General features: G+C 73.0%; 16 protein-coding genes and 1 riboswitch. Of the genes, 10 read left to right on the top strand and 6 right to left on the bottom strand.

All coding sequences use genetic code 11. The features are described 5' to 3' along the window. Positions 1-157: 157 nt before the first annotated feature. The gene (locus FHS37_RS39915; RefSeq protein WP_308436719.1) at positions 158-499 is read right to left on the bottom strand and encodes a protein-tyrosine phosphatase family protein; all 342 of its coding nucleotides are present in this window, start codon (positions 497-499) and stop codon (positions 158-160) included. A gap of 608 nt (positions 500-1,107) precedes the next feature. Further along, on the bottom strand, positions 1,108-2,172 hold the full coding sequence (locus FHS37_RS27755) for a GlxA family transcriptional regulator (protein WP_230534839.1): 1,065 nt from the start codon (positions 2,170-2,172) through the stop codon (positions 1,108-1,110). Positions 2,173-2,225: 53 nt separating this feature from the next. Here FHS37_RS27755 and FHS37_RS27750 point away from each other — a divergent pair, with 53 nt between their 5' ends. The 5 genes from FHS37_RS27750 to FHS37_RS27730 all read left to right on the top strand — a co-directional run bounded on the left by FHS37_RS27750 (position 2,226) and on the right by FHS37_RS27730 (position 6,194). Then, complete coding sequence (locus tag FHS37_RS27750; RefSeq protein ID WP_184826140.1) at positions 2,226-2,879, top strand: HD domain-containing protein; 654 nt, start codon at positions 2,226-2,228, stop codon at positions 2,877-2,879. A gap of 2 nt (positions 2,880-2,881) precedes the next feature. Further along, positions 2,882-3,526 (top strand): DJ-1/PfpI family protein, encoded by a 645-nt coding sequence (locus FHS37_RS27745; RefSeq protein WP_184826138.1) that lies wholly within the window; start codon positions 2,882-2,884, stop codon positions 3,524-3,526. Further along, positions 3,523-4,251, top strand: a complete 729-nt coding sequence (locus tag FHS37_RS27740) for a DJ-1/PfpI family protein (protein ID WP_184826136.1) — start codon at positions 3,523-3,525, stop codon at positions 4,249-4,251. Before FHS37_RS27745 ends, FHS37_RS27740 begins: the two co-directional genes overlap by 4 nt. A gap of 294 nt (positions 4,252-4,545) precedes the next feature. After that, complete coding sequence (locus FHS37_RS27735) at positions 4,546-5,532, top strand: ferric reductase-like transmembrane domain-containing protein (protein ID WP_184826134.1); 987 nt, start codon at positions 4,546-4,548, stop codon at positions 5,530-5,532. A 33-nt stretch (positions 5,533-5,565) separates the two neighbouring features. Next, positions 5,566-5,743: riboswitch (cobalamin riboswitch) on the top strand. Between the two features lie 46 nt (positions 5,744-5,789). Continuing rightward, complete coding sequence (locus FHS37_RS27730) at positions 5,790-6,194, top strand: (2Fe-2S) ferredoxin domain-containing protein (RefSeq protein ID WP_184826132.1); 405 nt, start codon at positions 5,790-5,792, stop codon at positions 6,192-6,194. A 259-nt stretch (positions 6,195-6,453) separates the two neighbouring features. On the opposite strand, the gene FHS37_RS27725 is transcribed toward FHS37_RS27730, so the two are convergent. Continuing rightward, positions 6,454-7,257 carry an SDR family NAD(P)-dependent oxidoreductase gene (locus tag FHS37_RS27725; RefSeq protein ID WP_184826130.1) on the bottom strand — a complete coding sequence of 268 codons (804 nt, stop codon included), beginning with the start codon at positions 7,255-7,257 and terminating at the stop codon, positions 6,454-6,456. Positions 7,258-7,619: 362 nt separating this feature from the next. Here FHS37_RS27725 and FHS37_RS27720 point away from each other — a divergent pair, with 362 nt between their 5' ends. After that, positions 7,620-8,432 (top strand): SDR family NAD(P)-dependent oxidoreductase, encoded by an 813-nt coding sequence (locus FHS37_RS27720; RefSeq protein WP_184826128.1) that lies wholly within the window; start codon positions 7,620-7,622, stop codon positions 8,430-8,432. Between the two features lie 661 nt (positions 8,433-9,093). Here FHS37_RS27720 and FHS37_RS27715 read toward each other — a convergent pair. Beyond that, complete coding sequence (locus FHS37_RS27715) at positions 9,094-10,560, bottom strand: non-reducing end alpha-L-arabinofuranosidase family hydrolase (RefSeq protein ID WP_184826126.1); 1,467 nt, start codon at positions 10,558-10,560, stop codon at positions 9,094-9,096. Between the two features lie 726 nt (positions 10,561-11,286). Between FHS37_RS27715 and FHS37_RS27710 the strand changes: the two genes are divergently transcribed. After that, positions 11,287-12,717 (top strand): endo-1,4-beta-xylanase, encoded by a 1,431-nt coding sequence (locus FHS37_RS27710; protein WP_184826124.1) that lies wholly within the window; start codon positions 11,287-11,289, stop codon positions 12,715-12,717. Positions 12,718-13,749: 1,032 nt separating this feature from the next. Here the strand turns inward: FHS37_RS27710 and FHS37_RS27700 are convergent. Beyond that, a complete protein-coding gene (locus tag FHS37_RS27700; RefSeq protein ID WP_184826122.1) occupies positions 13,750-15,183 on the bottom strand; it encodes a class II 3-deoxy-7-phosphoheptulonate synthase in 1,434 nt (477 codons plus the stop codon). Between the two features lie 177 nt (positions 15,184-15,360). Between FHS37_RS27700 and FHS37_RS27695 the strand changes: the two genes are divergently transcribed. Together FHS37_RS27695 and FHS37_RS39910 are read left to right on the top strand one after the other, a co-directional pair. Continuing rightward, positions 15,361-16,974 (top strand): anthranilate synthase component I family protein, encoded by a 1,614-nt coding sequence (locus FHS37_RS27695; protein ID WP_184826120.1) that lies wholly within the window; start codon positions 15,361-15,363, stop codon positions 16,972-16,974. Continuing rightward, on the top strand, positions 16,971-17,594 hold the full coding sequence (locus tag FHS37_RS39910; RefSeq protein WP_184826118.1) for an anthranilate synthase component II: 624 nt from the start codon (positions 16,971-16,973) through the stop codon (positions 17,592-17,594). The genes FHS37_RS27695 and FHS37_RS39910 overlap by 4 nt, the downstream gene beginning before the upstream one ends. Here FHS37_RS39910 and pdxR read toward each other — a convergent pair. Continuing rightward, on the bottom strand, positions 17,543-18,976 hold the full coding sequence (gene pdxR / locus FHS37_RS27685; protein ID WP_184826116.1) for a MocR-like pyridoxine biosynthesis transcription factor PdxR: 1,434 nt from the start codon (positions 18,974-18,976) through the stop codon (positions 17,543-17,545). The genes FHS37_RS39910 and pdxR overlap by 52 nt on opposite strands. A 151-nt stretch (positions 18,977-19,127) precedes the next feature. Here pdxR and trpD point away from each other — a divergent pair, with 151 nt between their 5' ends. Beyond that, entirely contained in the window at positions 19,128-20,186 is a 1,059-nt protein-coding gene (gene trpD / locus FHS37_RS27680) for an anthranilate phosphoribosyltransferase (RefSeq protein ID WP_229890215.1), read from the top strand. The last annotated feature ends 22 nt before the right edge of the window (positions 20,187-20,208 follow it).

Raw genomic sequence — 20,208 nt, 5'->3', positions numbered from 1 at the left:
GCGAGGCGGAGTCCGGCCGGGGAGACGGTCCCCGCCCTGGCCGCGCCCCGAGAAGCGGTGTACGGGGCCGACGTGACCGGCCTCCCGGTGCGGTCGGGAGCGCCGTTCCCCACCCTGATCCTGTCCGCCGTACCGGGCCCCGACCCGCGCGACCCGGTTACGGCTCTCGGGGCCCGAAGGCGCGGGATGCGTGGACCCGGCGGATGAACCGCCGCTGCCAGGGCACCTCGACGGCCCGCGAACGGTAGTGCCGCCGGACCCAGTCGACAGCTTGACCGGGTTCCATGCCCTCCATCACGCACATCGCGGCCAGTGCCGTTCCGGTGCGTCCGGCACCGCCGCCGCAGGCGACCTCGACCCGCTCACCGAACCCGCGCTCATGGACGAGCCGGAGCGTGCGCAACGCGTCGTCGGGGTCGGAGGGCAGCCAGAAGTCCCGCCACCGGATCCACAGGCTCTCCCACGGCTGTGCCGCGGGCCGGCGGTCCGTCAGGTACACGGCCAATGTCGGTTCCTGGCCCTCCGGAAGTCCGTTCCTCAGCCCTCGCCCGCGGACGAGTCGTCCTGACGGGAGCCGGACGACTCCGGGAGTCCCGTCGTCCCACTGCTCTGTCACGGTGTGCTCCGTCCTCGATCTCTGCGCGTGATCCCGCGAGCGACCGGATCGGGGGCCGCCGCACTCCGCGGCCCCACTGGTGCGCGGATGATTCAACTGTGTGGCGCTCCACCGCGCGATCCGTACCGTCGCCGGTCTCCTTCGCATGGTGCGTCCTTCCGCTCGCGCGGGCCGGTCCCTGGACGCCGGCCGGCCCGGCGGAAAGAACGCTAGGCCGGTCGCCTTGCCGCGAGTACGAGGTAAACCGCCGTACGCCCTGCGGTCCACCGCAGTACCGGCCCCTGTGGGAAACCGCAGGGGAGCCCGTGACCGGGGTGACCCCGAAACTCCGGTACCCGGACGCCGGACGCTTCGTCCGTCCGGCGCAGGAACGCGGGGCGTGACAGGGTCCAGCCCGTACCCGGCGGCACGTCGATCCGCTCCAGCCCACGAAGACGCCTTGCCTCGGCAACGGGATGGACGAGTCCCCGGCAGATGACGGCGCCACCCGCTCATCGCCGTCGCGCCGGGGCCCGCTCCAGCGGCTGCGAAGGAGACGACCGCGTCGTGACCGCCGTCGTGGTGCGCGCCCGGCCGGAGTCCGGTCGTGCCGTCGCGGCGAACGCCGCCCGGTACGCGGTGGGCGTCGTGCCCAGGACGCGCCGGAAGTGCAGCCGCAGGTTGGAGGGGCTGCCCAGGCCGCACCGGTCGGCGATGTGGTCGACGGCGAGTCCGGTGGTCTCCAGCAGTTCCCGGGCACGGTCGAGCCGGGCGGCGAGCAGCCACCGCAGGGGCGTCGTGCCGGTCTCGGTGACGAACCGCCGGGCGAAGGTCCGCGGCGCCATGTGGGCGTGCGCGGCGAGCTGCGGGACCGTCAGCGGTTCGTGCAGACGGGCCGCGGCCCACTCCCGGGTGGCCGCGAGGGAGACGCCGGGGTCTTCGGGGGCCAGCGGCCGTTTGATGTACTGCGCCTGCCCGCCGTCGCGGTGGGGCGCCGAGACCAAGGCGCGCGCCACCTCGTTCGCCGTCCGCGCGCCCAGGTCACGTCGCACCAGGTGCAGGCACAGGTCGATGCCGGCGGCGACGCCCGCCGAGGTCAGCACCTGTCCCTCGTCCACGTAGAGCACGCGCGGGTCCACCGACACCGTCGGGTACCGCGCGGCCAGTTCGTCGGCGTACTTCCAGTGGGTGGTGGCCTTGCGGCCGTCCAGGACCCCGGCCGCCGCCAGCGCGAACGCACCCGTGCAGATGGACACCAGGCGCCGGCCCCGGGCGTGCGCCTCGGCCAGTGCGGCGAGCACGTCCGCCGGGAGCTCCCGCAGGTGCGGTGCGTACCCCGGGACGATGACGGTGTCCGCCCCGCGTAGGGCCTCCAGCCCGGCCGTCACCGTGACCGCGAAGCCCGCAGCGGTCGTGACCGGACGCGCGGTCCGTCCGCACAGGGTCAGCCGGTAGGGGGCGCCGGGCACGGCGATGAAGACCTGGGCCGGGATGCCCAGGTCCAGGGGCAGTACGTCGTCCAAGACCAGTACCGCCACTCGATGCGGTGCGGCGGGGGTGGCAGTTTCCTCGCGCATGAAGGCAAGTCTGCCACTGTCACGGGAAGTTGGGGCGGGCGATCGTCTATGCCATGAACGACGTGATGACCGCCGGCGTCCCGCCGCTTCCCGACTCTCCCGTCGCCCGCCGGGCGCTGGCCCTGGTGCGCGAGACGGAGTCCACCGCGACCGCCAACCACAGCGTCCGCAGCGCCCTGTTCGCCCGCCTCCGCGCCGACCACCAAGGCGCGAAGCCGGGACACGACTACGACCCGGAACTGCTGTTCCTGGCCTGCGTCCTGCACGACATCGGCCTGACGCGGGCCGGTGACCGCCACCAGCGGTTCGAGGTGGACGGCGCCGACACGGCCGCGGAGTTCCTCACCGCGCAGGGCCTGCCCACCGCCGACGTCGACGCCGTGTGGGAGGCCATCGCCCTGCACACGACGCCGGGCATCGCCGAGCGCCGCGGCACCCTGTGCGCCCTGGTGCACCAGGGGACCGGCATGGACTTCGGCTGGGACACCGACTGCGTCGACGACGCCACCGGCGCCGCGATCCACGCCGCCTACCCGCGGCTGTCCATGGCCACCACCCTCACCGACGAGATCACCGGTCAGGCGCGCAACCGCCCGGAGAAGGCCCCGCCCTTCAGCCTCGCGTCCGAACTCCTGCGGGAGAGGTCCGTACCGCCGCACAGGACCCGGATGGAGACCATGGCCGACGCCGCGCGCTGGGGCAACTGAGCATGACCACGTACGGAATCCTGCTGTTCGACTCGGCGCAGGAACTCGACTTCACCGGCCCGTGGGAGGTGTTCACCACCTCCTCCGGACTGCGCGACGGCGCGGACGACGTCCTGCTCCTCGCCGAGCGTTCCGCGCCCGTCCGGTGCTCCCAGGGCATGCGGGTACTGCCGGACCGCACACTCGATGACCATCCGCCGCTGGACGTCGTCCTCGTACCGGGCGGTCACGGGGCCCGGGAGGCCGAGACCCGCAACGAGCGGGTCACCGGCTGGCTCACCGACACCGCAGCGCACGCCACCTGGGTGGTCGGCGTCTGCACCGGGACCTTCCTGCTCCACGCCGCCGGCCCGGCCCGGGCCCGCCGGGTCGCCACGCACCGGCAGTACGAGGACGCGCTCGAAGAACGCGGTGACGTCACCGTCGTGCGCGACGCCCGCTATGTCGTCGACGGCAACCTGCTCACCAGCCAGGGTGTCTCCGCCGGCATCGACAGCACCCTGTGGCTCGTCGGCCACCTGCACGGACGCGAGCACGCCCGCTCCGTGCGCCGCGCCCTCCAGTACGACCCGGCACCTCCCTACCTGGCGGACGAGCCGATCCCCCTGCCCACGACCGACCGAGAAACGGAGCACCGACCGAGATGAACCGCCGGACCCTCCTGCACGCCACCACCGCGATCGGAGCCGCGACCCTGACGGCCGGCGCCGCGACCCGGGCCGCCGCCGCCCCCGAAGCCCCCGGACACGACCGGCCCCTGCGCGTCCACGTGGTCATGTTCGACGGAGTGGAGGAACTCGACTTCTCCGCCCCGTACGAGGTGTTCTCCGCATCCGGCTACTTCACCGACCGGGAGGTGGAGACCCGCTACGTGGCGCTCGACGGTCCGCGTACCGTCAAGGCGGCCTACGGCACCCGCCTGCGCGTCGACCACGGGTGGGCCCCCGAGCAGGCGGACCTCCTCGTCGTCCCCGGCGGCGGGTACGCACGCCGCGAGGATCCCGGCGTGTGGGCCGAGATCCGGCGAGGCTCACTGCCGCGGGCCCTGGCCGCCGCGACCCGCCCGGGCCTGACCGTCAGCGCGCTGTGCACGGGCGTGATGCTGCTCTCCGCCGCCGGGCTGACCTCGGGACGCCCCTGCACCACCCACCACCGGGCGCGGGCCGACCTGGAGCGGCAGGGCGGCGTGCTGAAGAACGCCCGCGTGGTCGACGACGGCGACCTGATCACCGCCGGCGGGGTCACCTCCGGGCTGGACCTCGCCCTGTGGCTGGTGCGCCGCGAACTCGGGGCGGACGCCGCGGTCGGTCTGGAGGAGATGCTCGAGTACGAGGCACGCGGCACGGTCTGGACCGCGCGAAGCAACCGCTGAACGGATCCCTCCGGGGTGCCGTGCCGACACCCCGCCGGGGGCGGTCATCGGTGACCCGGTCGCCCGGACGGGAGGAGCGGGGGGCCGGGAGGGGCGTCGTGTGGCCCCTCCCTCCCACACCGTCCCCCGCGGCCAGGCGGTCCGGGGGGCCCTTCCGACGGGGCGGACCGAGCAGTCCCCGTGGCGGCTCTGACCGGATATCGCCTCTGGGGTTCGCCGTCCCCTCAGCCAGACTTGTTGCCTCACGACACATGTGCACCGCTGCCGCGGTGGTCCGTGCCCGGGAGGCCCCTGATGCTGTCAGACGCGAGTCCGGACGAGGAAGGGACGGCGGCCCCGCCCGGACGGCGACGGCCTCCCGGTGACCGCGTCGCGCTGCGCGGCGACCTGCGGTCCGCCCTGCCCGACGCCGCCGCGGCGGTGGTGGTCACGGCGCTCGTGTTCGCCCTCCTGTGGGCGCGCATGGAGTCGGGCGCCTCGGACACCGTCGCGGTCATGCCGTTCATGGACGACCCCGGCACCTACTGGATGTACCTGCTCAGCCAGGCGTTCGGCTGGTCGGGGCTGCTGTGGGCCTGGGGCACGGTCATGCTCGGCCTGCTGCTGTCGGGGCCGCGCCCCGCCCGGCTGCCGGTCTCCCGGCAGGTACTGGAGCGCTGGCACCGCACCACGAGCCTGACGACGACGGCGCTGATGTCCGCGCACGCGCTGATGTTCGCGGCCGAACTCGTGCGCTACGAGACGAAGGTGGCGTGGGCGGAACGGTTGTGGGTGGCCTTCGCGGACACCTTCGTGCCGGGCTGGTACGACTCCGGAACCGGAAGGATCGCCATCCCGCTGGGGCAGGGTGCCCTGTACCTGGCGATCCCGCTGGGGCTGTTGTTCTACGTCCGGCACCGCATCGGAGCGAACACCTGGCGACGGCTGCACCGTTTCGTGATCGTCGTGTACGTGCTGAGCGTCTGGCACACGCTGCTGTACGGAACCAACGTCTGGTACGGGGAGTGGCCGCGCACCGTGCTGTGGCTGCTGCAACTCCCGGTCGCCGCACTGCTGTTGCTGCGCCTGCTGAGACCGGCCCGGCGGGCCGAACGACTGGGCCCGCCAGGCGGGCGCGGGGGCGCGGCCCGTCCGGCCTGGTGGGCGCGCGGACTCGGACGGGTCGTCGCAGGAGCCGTCCTCGTCGGGCTGGTCGTCGTGGTGGTGTCGGGCCGTGACGGCGGACGGGACCGTCCGACCCATCCGCCCGCGACGGCCCCGCACGCCCAGGAGACGGACTGACGGCCGGCACGGGGCGGGCGGGACGGCGCCGGGGAATGGGATGATGGCCGGCGACAGGGCGACGGCGGAACGAGGAAGCCGGTGCGAGTCCGGCGCGGTCCCGCCACTGTGATCGGCGAGCGACTCCCGACAGGCCACTGCCCGGCAACGGGTGGGAAGGCCGGGAGAAGCATCGACCCGAGAGCCAGGAGACTCACGCGGTCGCCTCCTCGACGGACCACCGGGGCGGATCTCCCCGGAGAGAGGGACGGCACCGCATGCCCGCAACGCCGACCGGACGAACGACGGACGACGCGAGGACCGCGACGGCCACCGGCCCCGTGCCGTGCCGCGTCGTCGTGTGCCGCGACTGCTGCTGCGGCAGTCCCAAGGTGACCGGCGTCGACCACGCGGCCCAGACCGAACGCCTGCGCACCGCGGCACCCGTACGCGTCTCCGACTGCCTCGACGTCTGCGACCAGGCCAACGTCATCGTCGTGCAGCCCTCCGCCGAAGGCCGCGCCGCCGGTGCCCGGCCCGTCTGGCTCGGACTGGTCAACGACCCGGACGCGACCGAGGACGTCGTCGCATGGGCCCGCGCGGGCGGTCCCGGTGTGGCGCCCCGGCCCGACATCCTGGACCTCCACGTCTTCACTCCGCCAGGGCGCCGCGCGACCCGCTGACACCGCGCCGCACGGGCCGGCCGGACCGGACCTGGCGTTCCGCCGCCGGGTCCGCCGCCTCCACCACCGCGCCCGGCCGGCACCGAGCTCGCTCCGCCTCGGCGGCCACCGCCCGCACGCGGTCCTCACCGACGGGGAACCGCCGCGTGCACGGCGTCACCGCGACGCCGGAACTCCTGCGACGCCTCCGGCACGGGGACACGGGAGCGATCCGTCTTCGGCCTCCTGGTGGGTGTCCCACGGCGGGACGCCCCCGGGGTCAGCTCCTGCCCCGGCGGGCCGCCGTGCGGATCGCCAGTTCGGCCTCGGCCAGACCGTCGACCGGGGCCGGGTCCTCGAGCCCCGGTACGCACACCACCTCGCCGGTGTCCAACGCGGCCAGTGACGCGTCGACGACCTGGTCCACGGGCATGCCGCCGTCCTCGTGCACGGACTGGTCCCGTCCCGGGACGGGCGTGTCACCACGCGACCGATGGAACTCGGTGGCGGTCAGTCCGGGGCACAGCACCTGGATCCGCAGCGGTGTGCCGGCCAGTTCGGCGGCGAGAGTGCGGGTGAAGGTGACCACGTAGCCCTTGGTGCCGGCGTACACCGCGCGTTCGGGCAGCGGATGCGGCGGCAGCGCGCCCGCGAAGGCCAGCTGTGAGGCCACGTTGACCAGGGTGCCGCGCCCGCGTTCCAGCATGGCCGGGACCGCGGCCCGCGTGAGTGCGGTGACGGCGAGGACGTTGATGTCGAGGACCTTCCTCATGAGCTCCGGTTCGAGCCCGGCGAAGGGGCCGTAACCGTTGATCCCCGCGTTGTTGAGGAGGAACCCGATGTCGTCGCCCGCCGCACGCCGCGCCACCCCCGCCAGGTCGTCGGGCTCGGACAGGTCGGCCACGAGGGTCTCCACCACGGTTCCCGTCACCTCGCGCAGTCGTTGCGCGAGGTCGTCGAGCCGCTGCGCCCTCCTGGCCACGAGGACGGTGTTCCACCCGCGGGAGGCCAGTCGTCCGGCGTAGGCCGCGCCGATGCCGGAGGAGGCCCCCGTCACCAGGGCCGTGTCACGTCGTGTGCTCACCGTTGTGCCACCTCTCGCGTCACCGATCCGCGAATGCCGTGATCGGTGACGGGTACCCCGCAAGCGTGTCGGCACCGGGAGAGCCGGGCGGGCCCGCGTGGACGTAGCCCCCTCCGGGCCTCACGAGCCGGATGCGGCCCCGCCGGCGGTGAGGCGCCTCGTCGTCGGATCCCTTCCCCCGCTGTGGCGTCCGCGCCTGCGCCCGGGGCGAGGTCGCGGACGGGCACGAGTCCCCGACGCGGCACCCGGTGACGGAGCGGCGTGCTCCCTCCACTCGGCCCGGGGCAGCGGCCGTCGAGGGGTGCCGAAAATCCTCCCCCGTCGCCGGGCTTGGCGGTTCGCCCGCGGGTTACCCGGTCGGCATGACCGACACACGGCCTCTCGCCCTGATCACCGGTGCTTCCGCCGGAATCGGATACGAACTGGCCCGGCAGTTCGCCGAGCACGGCTACGACCTCGTGGTCAACGCCGAGGACGAACGGCTGGAGTCCGCCGCGCGCGGCCTGCGGGAGACGGGCGCGCGGGTACGTCCCGTGCGCGCCGACCTGCGGACCCGCGAGGGCGTGGAACGGCTGCTCGCCGCGGTCGAGGGGCTCACGGTCGACGTCGCCGCCCTCAACGCGGGAGTCGGCCGGGGCGGCGCCTTCGTGGACACCGACCCCGCCGACGACCAGGCCGTCATCGATCTGAACGTCACCGCGACCGTCCGGCTGGCCAAGCCGTTGCTGCGCGCCATGGTGGCGCGCGGCGCGGGCAGGATCGCCTTCACCTCGTCCGTCGCCGCGATGATGCCCGGCCCCTTCCAGAGCGTCTACAACGCCTCGAAGTCGTTCGTGCAGTCCTTCGCGGAGGCGCTGGGCGAGGAGGTCCGGGGCACGGGCGTGACGATCACGTCGTTCATGCCGGGCGTGACGGAGACGGACTTCTTCCGAAGGGCGGGGATGGCGGACGACACCCGGATGGGCACGTCGAGGAAGGACGACCCCGCACAGGTCGCCGAGCAGGCGTTCACGGCGATCGTGAAGGGCGAGAGGAAGGCCGTCACCGGGTCGCTGAAGGCCAAGGCGATGGGTGCGGCGGGGAAGGTGCTGCCGGACGGCGTCAAGGCGGCGGCACACCGGAAACTGGCGGAACCGGGAACCGGCGAGGACGCCGGGCCCGGGAGCGGGGCGTGAGCGGGACGGCATGTCGAGGGTGTGGGTCCGGTCCCAGGGCGCACCCCCTGTCCCGCCGTCCGTCAGGAGCGGGGCGCGGCCTCGTTCCACGGGCGAACGCCTCCACCGGGCGCCCGCCCGTCGAACATGACGAGGCCGGCTTCCGTCTCGGCCGATCCGGGCGTGTCGGCGTCCGTCCGGCAGGGCGGGGCCGCGGACCGAGCCGGGTACCGGGCCGTCTCGGACGCCGCGGGCTCCGGTGGACCGCGCCCGCTCGACGTCAGCCCCCCGGGGGACAAGGACACCGCCGGCACCGCCCTCGACCACGTCGACCTGAGCGTCGCTCCGGGGGTGTCGCCGTCGTCGGCCCGTCGGGTCCCGGCAGCTCGGCGCCCCCGAACCCGCGCTCACGGCGGATCTGATCGCCGGGATGCCGCACACGGCCCCTGCCGCCGTCGCCGGCGGTGCTCCGCTCGGTACGGTCGCGGAGCGCACGCTCGTCCCGGTGCGCCGCCGCCCCGCTCCGCTCGGCGGCACGGTCCACGCACCGGAGGAAGGCCCCTGCGCGTCCTTCACCGTGCCGGCGGGTGGCACGTCCTTTCCCGACCACGGCGTGGCGGGCCCGGCCTTCCGCCGGGCCCGCCACGCCGGCTCCCCCTCGGAGCCGGACCCCGTCGTGCCGTCAGCGCTGCAGTGTCAGCAGACCCGGACGGTAGGGCAGGAGGCCGTAGTCACCGCCGGAGTTGGGGCTGCGTCCCTGGTAGAGCAACTGCAGATGGCAGGGATCGACGGTCATGGTCTGATCGGCGCTGGTGCGGATCAGTTCGCCGTGGCTGATGTCGTTGGTCCAGGTGGCGCCACTGTTGGCCTTGCCGGCGAAGGGATTGCTCTCGGTCGCGGCCTGGGGCGTCCAGGAGCCGTTCAGGCTGGTGGCCGTGAACGAGCGGAAGTACCGGCCCTGCGCGCCGATCGCCTCGACGATCATGAGGTAGCGGTTCTGGCCCTGCAGCTTGTAGACCTGCGGGGCTTCGAACAGGTTGTTCGTCGTGTCGCTCATGACCACCGTCGAGGTCGAGCCGAAGCTGCCCGGGAAGTTCCCGATCGGCATGCTGGCACGGTAGATCTTGCCGTTGTCGCCGGCGAAGAACAGGTACATGTTCGTGCCGTCACCGATGAGCGTCTGGTCGATGGGTCCCGTTCCGGAGTCGGAGATGCTCCCGGAGAAGAGCACCTGCTCGGACGACCAGCCGTTCGGGTTGGTGGGGTCGCTCGACGTCCGGTAGGAGAACGCCGTCCTGCCCCACTGGTAGGCGAGCACCCAGATGTTCTTCGGCGCGAAGTAGAAGAGCGTGGGTGCGACGGTCGAGTTGGACATCGCGTTCTGGCTGGCCGAGCCCATCTCCGACCAGTTGGTGAACAGGCCGAAGTTCATCGAACCCCACCTCGTCCCCGTGTCGTGCGTGGTCGCGTAGACGAGTTGCCTGCCGTTGTAGGGGGCGACGGTGAAGTCCTTGAGCGAGACCCACCCCTGCCTGGGCTGCGCCAGCGCGCCCGTCGACGTCCAGCGGTAGCTCGACGGGAGATCGCACGAGCCGGGGGTGCCGGCGCCGACCTTGACGAGCTGCCACTGCTGGTTGGTGCCGCCCCAGTCGTCGTACTGGACGATGTTCGCGTTGTCGGCGGTGGAGGCGCCCTGCACCTCGAGGGCCTTGTTGCTGTGGCGCGAGATGAGCCGCACGTAGCCGTCCGAGCTGTCGGCCAGCCGCCACTGCTGGTTGGTGGCGTTCAGGTCGGTCCACTGGACGATCGAACCGCCGTTCGCGGTGGACCAGTTGTGGACGTCCAGCACCTTGCCCGAGTGGCGCGACTTGAGGCGGTAGTAGCCGTCCCCGGAAGCGACGAACTGCCACTGCTGCTGGTTCTGGTCGTTCCTGGTCCACTGGGTGATGCGGGCGCCGTCGCCGGTCGCCAGGTTGTAGACGTCCAGGGCCTTGCCGCTGTTGCGGTTGACCAGCACGTACGAGGCGTTGGTGTCCACGGTCGCGGCCTCGGCGGGCTGGGCACCGAGGAAGGTGGCCAGCAGCAGCAGAGGCGCGAGGACGCCGAGTAAGCGTCTTGGACGGATCAGGGACGGGTGGCGGAACCACATCAGAGGGCCTCCTTGGGGTGGGGGTGAGGTGCCGCCGATGAACCGCGGAGCGGCAACCGCGTCGGGGCAGGGACGGGTTCGAAAGTTTCGAAGTGATCCCGATTCCGTGACGCCACAAGTTAGGAAGGCGGGGTCCTCCGGTCAAGGCCTGTCGCCGATCTGACCGCAAACGGTTTCTCCCCCCGGGCGTGGAAAGCCCTTGCGTCGACCGGAGACCTGCAGGTGGTTCGCGATACGGCTTGCCGGCTCATGGATCCATCCGCCTCGTGGGAGCGTCGAAAATTTCGCATCGGGGTCGGAAACTTTTCCCGTCGAGAGGGTTGACGAGTCACCGTCAACCCCTCGATCATCCTGTCTGGTAAACCGACCGTAGACCGAAATCTCGAACAAGCTCGCCCGTGCAGGCTGTGCCGCACCGCAGAGCCGCGCACGGCTGCACGACGGATCCACGCACCACAGCACCTGCGCCACCCCGTTTTCCGTCCCGGTGAGGCTCGCGCCGACGCATCCCGACCCTCCGCGCAGGAGGAGAGGTGTGCGACGCCGCGTGACGGCCTCCCGGCCGAGCCGCGATGGAGTACCCCCGTGCCCGTGTCGAAAGACCGCTGCCGCCCGGCGTACGTCACTCGGCGGCCGACCGGGCCCGTCCGTGCCGGTTGAGATCCTCCCGGGTCCCATGACCGCGGTGTCCGGTGATCCCGTCATTCCTACCTTGGAGGCACAGCCATGGGCTCTCATGCCCTTACCAGACCCGTCGTCCGGCGGAAGATCCGCGCGCTGCTGCTGGCGCTGGTCGCCGGCGTCCTCGGTGTGGTCGCCGCACTGGTCGCGCCGCCGCCCGCTCAGGCCGCCGAGAGCACGCTCGGCGCCGCGGCGGCGCAGAGCGGCCGCTACTTCGGCGTCGCCATCGCCGGGAACAGGCTGAGCGACTCGACGTACGCGACGATCGCGGCCCGTGAGTTCAACTCGGTGACGGCCGAGAACGAGATGAAGATCGACGCCACCCAGCCGCAGCGGGGCCAGTTCAACTTCACCGCCGCCGACCGCGTCTACAACTGGGCGGTGCAGAACGGCAAGGAGGTGCGCGGCCACACCCTGGCCTGGCACTCCCAGCAGCCCGGCTGGATGCAGAACCTCAGCGGCGGCGCGCTGCGCCAGGCGATGATCGACCACATCAACGGCGTGATGGCCCACTACAAGGGCAAGATCGCGCAGTGGGACGTCGTCAACGAGGCCTTCGCCGACGGCAGTTCGGGCGCCCGGCGCGACTCCAACCTGCAGCGCACCGGCAACGACTGGATCGAGGTCGCCTTCCGCACCGCGCGCGCCGCCGACCCGTCCGCCAAGCTCTGCTACAACGACTACAACGTCGAGAACTGGACCTGGGCCAAGACCCAGGCCATGTACAACATGGTGCGGGACTTCAAGCAGCGCGGCGTGCCGATCGACTGCGTCGGCTTCCAGTCGCACTTCAACAGCGGCAGCCCCTACAACAGCAACTTCCGCACCACCCTGCAGAACTTCGCCGCCCTCGGCGTCGACGTGGCCGTCACCGAACTCGACATCCAGGGCGCCCCGGCCTCGACCTACGCCAACGTGGTCAACGACTGCCTGGCCGTCTCGCGCTGCCTCGGCGTCACCGTCTGGGGTGTGCGCGACAGCGACTCCTGGCGATCGGAGCAGACGCCGCTGCTGTTCAACAACGACGGCAGCAAGAAGCCTGCCTACACCGCCGTCCTCAACGCACTCAACGGCGGCTCCACCACACCGCCCGCGGACGGCGGAACGATCAGGGGCGCCGGTTCGGGCCGCTGCCTGGACGTGCCCAGCAGCAGCACCACCGACGGCACCCAGGTCCAGCTGTGGGACTGCCACAACGGCACCAACCAGCAGTGGACGTACACCGACGCCGGTGAGCTGAGGGTCTACGGCAACAAGTGCCTGGACGCCGCCGGCACCGGCAACGGCGCCAAGGTCCAGATCTACAGCTGCTGGGGCGGCGACAACCAGAAGTGGCGCCTGAACTCCGACGGATCCATCGTCGGCGTCCAGTCCGGCCTCTGCCTCGACGCCGTCGGGAGCGGCACCGCCAACGGCACCCTGATCCAGCTCTACTCCTGCTCGAACGGCAGCAACCAACGCTGGGCCCGCGCCTGACAAGGCCTGCACGAAGACATCGCCGATGATCGCGAGGGTCGTCGCCGTGGTGGCGGCGGCCCTCGCGATCGGCACGGACCGGTGGGGGCGTCAGACGGTCCGGTCCCGCGGAGGTGCAGGCAGGGAGCCGTCTTCCGGGAGCCCCGAATGCCGCGCACCCTGTTCAAGTCCGAGAGCTGAAGGCCAGACATCTGCACAGGTCAGAGGCGTGACGGGCCGGTCCGGGCCGGTCCGGGCCGGCAGATGGCCGGCATCGGGCGCCTCATTCGGGTCTGCGCCGAGAAGAGGCGCACGGCACGGTCCGTCGCGGAGGCCCGCCGCGAGTTCCTCGTGGCGGCCTGGCCCGAACGGGGGAGCAGCACAGCCCGAGGCGCACAGGACGAAGGCGAGACACTCGTGCGGCGGGAGGGTCCTGGGGGCGGGGCTTTGCCCCCGCTCCCGTACGGGGCGGCAAAACGGTCGGATCGTCGCCTCCAGCAACCGTAGCGGCGGCCGGGAACACGGTGCCGGCAGGGGATTTTTCGCGGAGGCTCAAGGACCTGGCGCCCCGTGGAGGGTTCCTGGAGCATCTGCCCGGACCCATCCGGCTTCAGCTCGTCCATCGACGGGCGACCGGGGAGGAAATCACGCGCTGAAAAAGTCGTGATCGTCGGGGGAGGGGCAGCCGGGCGGATGACCGCGGCATACCTGCGCGCCGCGTTCGGAGAGCGCATTTCCGTGTGGTGGTGGAATCCGAGAGGATCAAGGCGACCGGGGCCGGAGGGGCAGCCTTCAGTGCGGTACGGCACTTCCTCAGCTGTCCGGGGCTGCCGGAGAACGTAGGGACGCCCCGGTGCAATACCACCTGCGAACGGGGAATCCGGTTCGAGGACCGGCGGCACAAGGAGAATCAGCCGCGGGGCCCCATCCGGTGAGGGGCGCCCACTCCGTGGCCGACTGCGCCGTCGCCCGCATCGTACGGGTCGGGGGACAGCGCATCGTGTTCGGGGAGGTGGTGCGCCCGACGGTGTTCGGCGACGCACCGCCGCTGCCCTACGGACGCCGCAGGTTCGCGTCCCGGCCGCCTGACGCCGGCTGAGCCGCTCCCCGCCCGGTGGCCGCACCCGCGTCCCGCCCGGTGGTTTCCCCCGCGTCCTGCAGCATCTCCGCGACCAGGAACGCCAGGTCCAGGGACTGGCTGTGGTTCAGGCGCGGGTCGCAGGCCGACGCGTAGTCGCGCCGCAGGTCCCCGACGCCCATGGCCCGGCCGCCGCCCAGGCACTCCGTCACGTCGTCCCCGGTGAGCTCCAGGTGGAGTCCGCCGGGGCGGCTGCCCAGTGCCCGGTGCACCTCGAAGAAGCCGCGCACCTCGTCCAGCACGTCGTCGAAGCGGCGCGTCTTGCGGCCGCCGACGGTGAACGTGTTGCCGTGCATCGGGTCCGTCAGCCAGCAGGCCCTGACCCCGTTCCCGGCGGCCTTCTCCACCAGGACGGGCAGCAGGTCGCGGATCCGGTCCCGGCCCATCCGCACCACGAACGACAGTCGGCCCGCCGTCCGGTCCGGGTCGAGCCGGTCGGCGTACGCCATCAGCTCGTCCGGGGTGGTGGACGGGCCCAGCTTGACCGCGACCGGGTTGGCGATCCGGGAGAAGAACTCCACGTGCGCGCCCGCCGGGTCACGGGTGCGCTCACCGATCCACAGCAGGTGGGCCCCGGCCGAGTACGCCCGGCCGGACTCCCGGTCCACCCGGGTCAGCGCCACCTCGTAGTCCAGCAGCAGACCCTCGTGGCTGGTGAAGAACTCCGTCGTGTGCAGCTGCCGCGGATCCACCCCGCAGGCGCGCATGAAGGCCAGCGTCCGGTCGATCTCGCCGGCCAGCCGCTCGTACCGGGCGGCCGCGGGCGTGTCCGTCAGGAACCCACGGTTCCAGCTCTGGACCCGGTGCAGGTCGGCCGAGCCGCCCCGGGCGAAGGCGCGGACCAGATTGAGCGTGGCCGCCGATGTCTCGTACGCGGTGCGCAGCCGCGCCGGATCGGGACGGCGCGCCTCCGGCGTGAACTCCAGGCCGTTGACCGCGTCGCCGAAGTACGACGGCAGCGTGACCGCGCCCCGCGTCTCGGTGCGGCTGGACCGGGGCTTGGCGAACTGCCCCGCCATCCGGCCGACCTTGACGACCGGGACCGAAGCCCCGTGGGTGAGGACCAGCGCCATCTGCAGCAGCGTCCTCAGCGTGCCCTGCACGGCGTCGGCGGTGGACCCGGCGAAGGTCTCCGCGCAGTCGCCGCCCTGGAGCACGAACGCCTCCCCGCGCGCGGCCGCCCCGAGCAGCTCCCGCAGCCGGTCGCACTCCTCGACCAGCACGAGCGGGGAAGCGGCGGCGAGTTCCTCGGTGATCCGGCGGAGCGCGTTCTGATCGGGCCATTCCGGCTGCTGGGCGGCGGGCAGACCACGCCGGCCGTCCACGACGTGCGAATGCGTCGGATTCATGGGGCTCCCATTCCGGTGCGTGGGGGACGGCCGCCATACAAGACGCGCTCTCACAAAAGGGTCAAGCGGCGCCGGGAATGGACCGCACGCGTTCCACGGAATTGGTCTGGTCCCCGCCGCGCGGAAACTGCTTGTCTCATGACGTCGATCCAGCAGTTCACGACGGATGGGGCCGGAATGTCAGTGAGGACGGGAACACCGGCGGACGAACTCCTCCCGCAGGCACGACCGCGGGAGGAGAAACCGCCGGAGCCAGGCGAGCGGACGGAGAACGAATCCCGGGAATCGTCCGCGCAGCGCATCGACGTCCGCGTCACCACGACCGAGCTGCCGCCGCACGCCCCGTTCGACCTGTACGCGCTGCTGCGGCAGGAGGCCGGCGAGCAGGACGTGTTCCTCACCGAGAGCCCCGTCGGCCCGGAACAGGACCGCAGGCCCGCCGTCGTCGGCTGCGGCCGGCTCGCCGAGGTACGGGTGTACGCGCACCGCATCGAGGTGGACGGCCTCCCCGAGCTCCGCACGGCCCTCCTCGCCGCCGCCGACGCGGCCGGCATGACCGGCGACGGCGCGCCCGGGCGCCGCGCGTTCCGCACCTCCGCCCAGGTGTGGGACCTCCTCGAGCGGGCCCGGGTGCTGTTCCGGCTGGACACCGACGTGTCCGCGACGACGTACGCCTTCGGTTTCCTCGCCGCCTTCTCCTACGAGGCCGCCTGGCACATGGAGGAACTCCCCGCGCGCGCCGAGTCCGCCACACCGGACGTCACCCTGACCCTCTTCCGGGACACCGTCTGGTACGACCGCGACACCGGTGCCGTGCAGCTGCGGCGGGCGCACGGCCCCGGCTTCGACCGGGTACCGGCCCGCGTCACGCCCGCCCTCGCCCACCGCGCGCAGGCGTCGCCGGCCGTCGGCCACCCCGAGGCGCCGGAACCCCGCTCGGTGCGCGACAGCGTCGACCGGGCGACCTTCCTCGGCTGGGCCGAGAAGTGCCTGGAGCACATCCGCGTCGGCGACGTCTACCAGATCCAGATCGGCCACCGGATCGACGTCGAGACCGACCTCACGCCCGTCGACGTCTACCGGAGGCTGCGCGGCCGCAACCCGTCGCCGTACATGTACCTCGTACCGCGCGCCGGGAGCGTCCTGATCGGGGCGAGCCCGGAGCTGTACCTGCGGATCGAGGGGGACCGCATCCTCATGCGGCCGATCGCCGGGACGACCCGGCGCGGGCCGGACGCCGCGGCCGACGAGCGGAACATCGCGCGCATGGTGGCCAGCCGCAAGGAGCGTGCCGAGCACATCATGCTGGTCGACCTGTGCCGCAACGACATCGGCCGGGTCAGCGAACCGGGCACACTGCCCGTCGACCGGCTGATGTCGGTGGAGAGCTTCTCCCATGTGTTCCACCTCGTGTCCACGGTGTCCGGGCGGCTCCGGCCGCAGGCGGGCCCCTGGGACGCGGTCCGCGCGACCTTCCCGGCGGGCACCATGAGCGGAGCCCCCAAGATCCGCGCCATGGAGATCATCGACGGACTGGAGGAGGAGCCGCGCGGCGCCTACGCCGGCGCGGTCGGCCTCGTCGACGTGCGCGGCTGGAGCGAACTCGCCCTGTGCATCAGGTCCGTCGTGCACGACGGGCGCACCTACGCCACGCAGAGCTCCGCCGGCATGGTCGCCGAGTCCGACCCCGCCGCGGAGTGGGCCGAGACCCTGGCGAAGATGGCCGCCACGTACTGGGCGCTGACCGGCCGCGAACTCCACGACACCCAGGGACGGGAGGAACGGTCGTGAAGGTACTGCTCGTGGACGCCTACGACAGCTTCGTCCACATCATCGACCGCTACCTGCGCTCCCTGGGCGCCACCACCCAGGTGGTGCGCTCCCGCACCCGGTCCCCGCGGGAACTGGCGGCGCTCGCCCCGGACGCCGTGGTCCTCGGCCCCGGGCCCGGGCACCCCGCCGACAGCGGCCACGTCGAGCTGGTGCACGCCTTCGCCGGCCGGGTGCCGCTGCTCGGCGTGTGCCTGGGCCACCAGGCCGTGGCGCTCGCCTTCGGCGGGCGCGTCCGGGTCGCCGAGCACCTGATGCACGGGCGCACCAGCTCCGTCCGCCACGACGGGGCCGGAGTGTTCCGGGGCGCCCCCGAGGAACCGGTGGTCACCCGCTACCACTCCCTCGTCGTACGCGAACCCGTCCCGGACGTCCTCGAGGTCACCGCCCGCTCCACGGACGACGGCTACGTCATGGGCGTGCGCCACCGCACCCTGCCCGTCGAGGGCGTGCAGTTCCACCCCGAGTCCGTCGCGACCCACGACGGACTCGTCATGCTGGACAACTTCCTGGACCTGGCCGGCGCCCGTCACGCGATCCGCGCCGGGGCCGGCGCCGCCCGGCCCGCCACCTCCGAATAGGCCGCGCCGAGCACCCGTACCGCCTCCGTCAGACCCGACCGGGGCAGCGCGGTGTACCCCAGCACCAGCGCGGGGCCCGTGCCCGGCGGGCGGCCGTGGAGGTCCCGCCCGCCGCGCACCAGCACCGACCGGCGCAGCGCCGCCGCCACCAGGGCGGCCTCGTCGGTGCCGCGCGGCAGCCGCAGATACGCGTGCAGACCGGCGGCCGGACCGTCGAGCCGGGCCTGCGGCAGAAAGCGCCGTACGGCCTCCACCAGGGTGTCCCGGCGCAGCCGGTAGCGCCCCCGCAGCCGGCGCATGTGCCGGTCGTACGCGCCCGAGCCGAGGAGCTCGGCGAAGGCGAACTGCGTCAGGCTGTCGGAACCCAGGTCGCGCCGGGCCCGCACGCGTTCCAGCGGCGCCAGCAGCGGGCCCGGCACCGCCAGCCACCCCAGCCGCAGCCCCGGCACCAGCGTCTTGGAGGCCGTGCCCGCGTACACCACCCGGTCCGGGGCGTGCCGCTGGAGCGCCAGCGGCCGGCTGCGGCGCTCGAACCAGAAGTCGCCGTCGTAGTCGTCCTCGATGACATAGCCGTCCACGTCCCGGGCCCAACGCACCAGCGCGGCACGCCGCTCGGCGGACAGCGCCACCCCGGTGGGGAACTGGTGGAACGGCGTCACCAGCACGGCCCGCGCCCCGGTGCGGGCCAGCGCCTCCACGTCCAGGCCGTCCTCGTCCACCGGCACACCCCGCGGGCGCATCCCCGCCTCCAGCACGAACTCCCGCTGCCGCAGCAGCCCCGGCTCCTCCATGGCCAGCTCACCGATGCCGAGCCCGGGCAGCGCCGCGCACAGCAGCCCCAGCCCGTGCGCGAACCCGGACACCACCATCACCTGGCCCGGTGCCGTCCGCACACCCCGCACCCGGCCCAGATGGCGGGCCAACTCCTCGCGCAGCCGCGGCACTCCGGACAGCGGCGGATAGTCCAGATCGCCCTGCCGGGCCGTCTGCAGGACGCGCTGGTAGCCCGCCAGCCACTCGCGGTACGGGAAGTGCGACACATTGGCCCGGCCGGAGCGCAGGTCCCAGCGCACGGCCGGCACCCGGCCCTCGTCCAGCAGCGTGGGCACGACCGCCGCCGGCGTCGTCGCCAGATGGCGCGCCACCCGCGTCCCCGAACCCTGCACCGCCTCCAGGTACCCCTCGGCGATCAACTGCCCGTACGCCTCGACGACCACGGAGCGCGAGACGTCGAGGTCGTCGGCGAGCCGGCGGCTCGGCGGCAACCGGGTCCCCGGGTGCAGCACCCCCTCGGTGATCTCCCGCTTCAGCACCCGCTGGATCTGCGCGGTCAGGGACTCGCCCGAGACGCGGGACACCTCGATCGACGGCAGCCAGCTCATGTTCCTCTCCTCCTGTGGTGATTGGACCGCAAGGGATCACTCCGAATGGTCTGGTGGACGGCTCACCGCGCTGCGAAGACTGGGACCGGACGCACCGCCGGGCCCATGCCGCCCGCGCCCGCGCGGCGAACCGACCCCAGGGAGAACCGACGTGACCCGAAGCACGCATGAACCCGGCTGGCCCGCCCTGCTGACCGCGCTGCTGGAGCGGCGCGACCTGTCCGCCGACGAGACCGGGTGGGCGATGGACGAGACGATGCGCGGCACCGCGACCCCCGCCCGCATGGCGGCGTTCCTGGTCGCCCTGCGCGCCAAGGGCGAGACGGTGGAGGAGATCAGCGGCCTGGTGCGGTCGTTGACGGCGCACGCGCACACCGTGGACGTGCCGGGCCCCACGCTGGACATCGTCGGCACCGGGGGTGACGGCGCGCACACCGTCAACGTCTCCACCATGGCGGCCGTCGTCGCGGCCGGCGCCGGCGCGCGCGTCGTCAAGCACGGCAACCGGTCCGCGTCCTCGGCGTGCGGCTCCGCCGACGTACTCGAGGAACTGGGCGTTCCGCTCGACCTGCCGGCGCACCACGCCGCGGAGACCGTCGCCCGGGCCGGCATCACGTTCTGCTTCGCCCCGCTCTTCCACCCGTCGATGCGGCACGCCTCCGCCGTCCGCCGCGAACTCGGCGTCCCCACCGTCTTCAACGTCCTCGGGCCGCTGTCCAACCCCGCGGCGCCCACCGCCCAGGCCGTCGGCGTGGCCGACCGGCGCATGGCTCCGCTGATCGCCGGGGTGCTGGCCCGGCGCGGCACCCGGGCCCTGGTGTTCCGCGGTGACGACGGACTCGACGAACTGACCGTCACCACCACCTCCACCGTCTGGTCGGTCCAGGACGGCGAGGTGCACGAGAGCCGCTTCGACCCGCGGGACATCGGCGTCCCCCGCGCCCCGCTCGACGCGCTGCGCGGCGGCGACCGCGTCCACAACGCCCGCGTCGCCCGCCGGGTGCTGGACGGCGAACCCGGCCCGGTGCGGGACGCCGTGCTGCTGTCGGCCGCTGCCGGCCTGGCCGCGCTGGAACCCGACGGGCGGACCGTCACCGAACGGCTCGCCGCGGGATGGGGCAGGGCCGCCCGGGCGATCGACTCCGGTACGGCGGCGCAGGTCCTCGACGACTGGATCACCGTGACCGCCAAACTGGCCGCCGCCGGGTGAACCGGTCGTACGCGTGTCCCCG

The sequence above is a fragment of the Streptomyces griseomycini genome (genome assembly GCF_014203535.1).
Lineage (GTDB): Bacteria > Actinomycetota > Actinomycetes > Streptomycetales > Streptomycetaceae > Streptomyces > Streptomyces griseomycini.
This window is presented reverse-complemented; position numbering and strand designations above follow the sequence as displayed.

Bases quoted from the DNA above. Each gene is read 5' to 3' on its own strand.
- FHS37_RS27730 (WP_184826132.1), top strand. From the start codon at position 5,790: ATGCCCGCAACGCCGACCGGACGAACGACGGACGACGCGAGGACCGCG.
- FHS37_RS27695 (WP_184826120.1), top strand. From the start codon at position 15,361: ATGTCAGTGAGGACGGGAACACCGGCGGACGAACTCCTCCCGCAGGCA.
- FHS37_RS27710 (WP_184826124.1), top strand. From the start codon at position 11,287: ATGGGCTCTCATGCCCTTACCAGACCCGTCGTCCGGCGGAAGATCCGC.
- FHS37_RS27720 (WP_184826128.1), top strand. From the start codon at position 7,620: ATGACCGACACACGGCCTCTCGCCCTGATCACCGGTGCTTCCGCCGGA.
- FHS37_RS27740 (WP_184826136.1), top strand. From the start codon at position 3,523: ATGAACCGCCGGACCCTCCTGCACGCCACCACCGCGATCGGAGCCGCG.
- pdxR (WP_184826116.1), bottom strand. From the start codon at position 18,976: ATGAGCTGGCTGCCGTCGATCGAGGTGTCCCGCGTCTCGGGCGAGTCC.
- FHS37_RS27735 (WP_184826134.1), top strand. From the start codon at position 4,546: ATGCTGTCAGACGCGAGTCCGGACGAGGAAGGGACGGCGGCCCCGCCC.
- FHS37_RS27755 (WP_230534839.1), bottom strand. From the start codon at position 2,172: ATGCGCGAGGAAACTGCCACCCCCGCCGCACCGCATCGAGTGGCGGTA.
- FHS37_RS27700 (WP_184826122.1), bottom strand. From the start codon at position 15,183: ATGAATCCGACGCATTCGCACGTCGTGGACGGCCGGCGTGGTCTGCCC.
- FHS37_RS27750 (WP_184826140.1), top strand. From the start codon at position 2,226: ATGAACGACGTGATGACCGCCGGCGTCCCGCCGCTTCCCGACTCTCCC.
- FHS37_RS27745 (WP_184826138.1), top strand. From the start codon at position 2,882: ATGACCACGTACGGAATCCTGCTGTTCGACTCGGCGCAGGAACTCGAC.
- FHS37_RS27715 (WP_184826126.1), bottom strand. From the start codon at position 10,560: ATGTGGTTCCGCCACCCGTCCCTGATCCGTCCAAGACGCTTACTCGGC.